The organism is candidate division WOR-3 bacterium, from assembly GCA_011052815.1.
GTDB lineage: Bacteria > Hydrothermota > Tepidihabitantia > SM23-42 > SM23-42 > DRIG01.
On record DRIG01000051.1, the window covers coordinates 1 to 3,917 of the forward strand.

The 3,917-nt window shown below is 43.9% G+C and carries 5 protein-coding genes and 1 tRNA gene; 5 read left to right on the plus strand and 1 reads right to left on the minus strand.

Annotation, left to right across the window (positions count from 1 at the left end; genetic code table 11):
• Positions 1-720: hypothetical protein (locus ENI34_04700; GenBank protein ID HEC78427.1), on the minus strand; the 720-nt coding region annotated here is incomplete at its 3' end.
• A 124-nt stretch (positions 721-844) separates the two neighbouring features.
• Between ENI34_04700 and ENI34_04705 the strand changes: the two genes are divergently transcribed.
• The 5 genes from ENI34_04705 to ENI34_04725 form a co-directional block, all read left to right on the plus strand.
• Positions 845-919: transfer RNA gene (locus ENI34_04705), tRNA-Gly, on the plus strand.
• Between the two features lie 31 nt (positions 920-950).
• Entirely contained in the window at positions 951-1,739 is a 789-nt protein-coding gene (locus ENI34_04710; GenBank protein ID HEC78428.1) for a hypothetical protein, read from the plus strand.
• Positions 1,709-2,470, plus strand: a complete 762-nt coding sequence (locus ENI34_04715; GenBank protein HEC78429.1) for a hypothetical protein — start codon at positions 1,709-1,711, stop codon at positions 2,468-2,470. The genes ENI34_04710 and ENI34_04715 overlap by 31 nt, the downstream gene beginning before the upstream one ends.
• Entirely contained in the window at positions 2,463-3,710 is a 1,248-nt protein-coding gene (locus ENI34_04720; GenBank protein HEC78430.1) for a YjgP/YjgQ family permease, read from the plus strand. Before ENI34_04715 ends, ENI34_04720 begins: the two co-directional genes overlap by 8 nt.
• A partial coding sequence (locus ENI34_04725) for an LptF/LptG family permease (protein ID HEC78431.1) occupies positions 3,707-3,917 on the plus strand: 211 nt, incomplete at its 3' end. The genes ENI34_04720 and ENI34_04725, both read left to right, overlap by 4 nt.

A 3,917-nucleotide genomic window follows, 5' to 3' on the forward strand; every position in this document is an offset into this window, starting at 1 on the left:
CAGCAATAGATTTAAGGTGATGCCGCGGGTCTTACGATATAATACCCGAGATAACCACCTTATTTTTTTGGCTCTCAGTGGTATCTGGTTGACACACCCCTGATAACCTTTAGTTCTTATCCATACCTTACCGGCGACCCGAATCACAAACTTCACCCCCTGTTGCTGTAAAAATCTAAAGAATTCAACATTACCAAAACCTCGATCAGCAATAAACACAAGCTTAGCGCGTAATTCAAAGGGCACAGCAGCAAGAAAGTAATGAACACACGCACGCTCTATTTTGTGAGGGGAGAAGTCATCCGCCGGGGCAACTATCCAAAATAAGGGAATCGAACGTTTATGATAAGGGATACTGAATACAAGGATATGATCTTTCCTGATCTGTGTCCAGTCGAGAATAATCTCTAAATATTGCCGGTCTTTGAGCGCGGTTAGAGTCCAGACAATCAATCCCTGACATGGAATCTGATAGTCAAATGTCGTCTTTGCTAAGAAACGCCAAACACGGCGAAGTCGATGTTTGAAGACAATCGGCAGTGCAATCTCACGCGCCAATTCGGAAAGAACCGCCCGCTTGACATTTAGCAGGGCTTGGGTTATAATAATCAGTGTTTTACGGGAATGGCCATGAAGTTTATCGGCAAGTAACATATTTACAAACTTCTTCAGTTGGTTAAACTGATATGGTGGGGAAGGGTAAATCCTTAATTTGTTCATAAAATACCTCCTTTCCCCACTATATACCTCAAATCCCTCAAAAAATCAAGAGAAAAAGTGGAGAGGAGTCAGATATTTTCATTCTTGACAAGCTATCTATTTGGCATATAATTTTTACTGTCTTGCGGGTGTAGCTCAGGGGTCGAGCATCGGCTTCCCAAGCCGAGGGTCGCGGGTTCGAATCCCGTCGCCCGCTCTAAAATTTAAGTGATGAACCGGCAGGAGGTTTTATGAAGAAAGTCGGCATTTTTTTAATTTTCACCGCTCTTTACGCAACGGCGATCGCCTCGGCAGAGATGGACTGGGGAAATATGACGATCAAAGCCGCAGCCACCAATCAAACCACGGCGTTTGATATGGTGAAGAATGAATTATATTCGCTCCAGTACGACGACACAAAAACCGTAGGTGATTTCCTGAAGAATAACCCGGATCTGGAAAACAGATTGAACCGCCTTCTGTTTGAAAACCAGCTTGTTAAACAAAATTATCTGACAGATGGAAGCATTGAATATACCTCTCAACTTTCATTGATTAATAAAGTCATCTCTTTGCTGCTGCCCGATACAAAACCACTAAAACTCGTAGTCCCGATGCTCTGTCCCTGCTGCGGTCAGGAGTGGCCGGCGGGAAAACCGATTCCCGAAGGACTGGAACTCGTGCCCAAGCAGATCGAGACGACCGAATACACGGGAATAATCATCGACTGCCGCTCATTCCAGATCACCCCCGCTCTCTTTCCAAAAATATACACCGAATTAATGGAAGAAGTCTACTCGATAAATTTCGCAGACCCGGCTTATGTGGTCAACAACGGCTTGGTCCTCTACAGTACTAAGGACCTGTATAACAATCCCAGGGTCGGCTACAACCCCCTGCGCATCAAGGCGGTCGGGGTAACGGGCACCAAGATGACCGATATAAAAATTTCATCGTTTGACGCAAGACGTATTCACGGTTCAAAGAAAAATATTGAACTCTTAAAAGAATGTCGCGTCGCTATTATCATTGGGCCCTGATTTTATTCGTTGTCCACTGCACGTCATTCCTTGACCGCAGGAATGATTTTGAGAAAGGTGTGGAATTTTACAAACGCGGTGAACTGCAAAAAGCCGTAGAACATCTCACCGCATACTACACGAAACGTCCGCGTTCCGATACAACGCTGTATTATCTATACGACTGTTATAAAAAACTGAATAAACCTTTGCAGGGAATGAAAGTTCTGGAGCAGCTGGTGAAGATCGGGACACGCGACGAAAATGTATACCTATCACTCTTCAGCAGTTATCGCAGGATGAAACAATACAAAAAGTCATTTTCATTATTGGTCAATGCACCGCCGAAGGTCAAAAAAACATTTGACGATCATTATACGCTTACGCGTCGTCTCTTTGCGGAAATCGTCTGCGGGGTGTCGAAAAACCCGATCCGTTCAGACCCCATAGTATTTGCCGTTTCCAAAAAATATCTGCCGTTGTTTCTGGACGGTAAATTTCACGACTCGGATACGATAACCAACGGCAATCTCATAATCATTCTGGATAAGCTGATCGAACCGATTTATCCTGAAAAATTCTTTGCCTTACGGAATATCCCGAATGATTCTTATTTATATCTCCCCTATATGAGGTTGATCTCGTTCAACATCATCGACCTGAAAGCCGATCTGGTTCCCGACGCTCCAGCATCGCTCACCACGGCTGCACAGGCTGTATTGAATTTAAAAAAAAGAGGAATAATTGATTAGAGTAATAGACCGATACTTTTTAAAAGAATTCATCCCGCCTTTTTTCTTTTCGTCTTTTGCCCTGACCTTCATCCTGCTGATGGACCAATTGTTCCGTCTGATCGACCTCTTTGTCCGCAAAGGGCTGCCTTTTGATATCGTGGGACAGATATTGATATATACGGTTCCGTTGATATTCTCTTACACGGCTCCCATGGCGATTCTTGTAGCCGTGGTCATGACATTCGGACGGTTCGCCCGGGACAATGAAATACTCGCCCTGAAGACAAGCGGACTCACTTTCTTCTCTATTATGAGAACACCTTTCATCATAACCACTGTCTTTATGATACTGCTCATTCTCTTCAACAGCTACATCCTTCCCGAAGCGAACCATCGAGTCAGAAATTTGATGCTCGACGTCTCCCGTAAGAGACCGGCGATACGCCTGCCCGAAGGAGTATTCACCAATGACTTTCCCGGCTACACGATTTACATCGGGAAAAAAGACGAGCGGCATTCAAAACTTTATGACATAACGATCTATGATTTGAAAAACGGGTTGATGATAACGGCGCCGAACGGAGAACTCAAAGATTTTGAAGAAGAGGGTATTCTTCAATTCACGCTCTATGACGGCGAGCTTCATCAACTCATTGATAACCAGAAATATCAGAGGACAAAATTCGATAAACAGACCATCAATATGGAAATAGACACAGATCTCGTCCGGAAAGAACGGAAGTATCGCAACCAGAACGAGCTCAACATAGGCGGATTGCTCGCGAAAATCGAGCAGACGAAAAAAGAGATAGAAAAACTAAAGATGGAAATAGCTGAGATGGGGTCGACCGCAATCAGTTCTTTTGTTAATGAAGATATACCGACGTTCAATACCACGTCCTTCAAGATCAAGAAGAAATCGAATGTAGTAAAAGGAAAAACAAAGAAGATTTCGCGTTACCTCGTCGAGTTGAACAAAAAATTCTCTTTGGCAGTAGCCTGTATTCTTTTCGTCATCATCGGCGCTCCCATCGGCTATCTTTTCCGGAAAGGCGGCATCGGAGGTATTCTGATCGGAGTATTGTTATTTTCGCTATACTATATTCTGGTTCTCGCCGGTGAAGAATTTGCAGACCGCCGGGGGTTTTCACCATTCTGGGCTATGTGGTTGCCAAATATCATTCTTCTGGGCAGCGGTATCTACCTTTTCATGGTTGCCGAGTTCGAAAAGCTGCCGATAAAAAGGTTTTTTAAATGAAGGTGCTCTATAAATACATCCTGAAAAATTTTCTCAGATACCTGATTCTCTGTCTCGGTGTCCTGGTATTCATTTACATCATCATAAATCTCTTTGACAACCTTGGAAAATACCTTGCGAAAAACGCCCGGCTGATGGACATCTTTATCTATTACCTCTATCTGACGCCGTCTTATATTGTTCTCCTCATCCCGGTCGCTTCAATAA

Coding starts and splice junctions, on each gene's coding strand:
- ENI34_04710 (HEC78428.1), top strand. CDS start 951: ATGAAGAAAGTCGGCATTTTTTTAATTTTCACCGCTCTTTACGCAACG.
- ENI34_04715 (HEC78429.1), top strand. CDS start 1,709: ATGTCGCGTCGCTATTATCATTGGGCCCTGATTTTATTCGTTGTCCAC.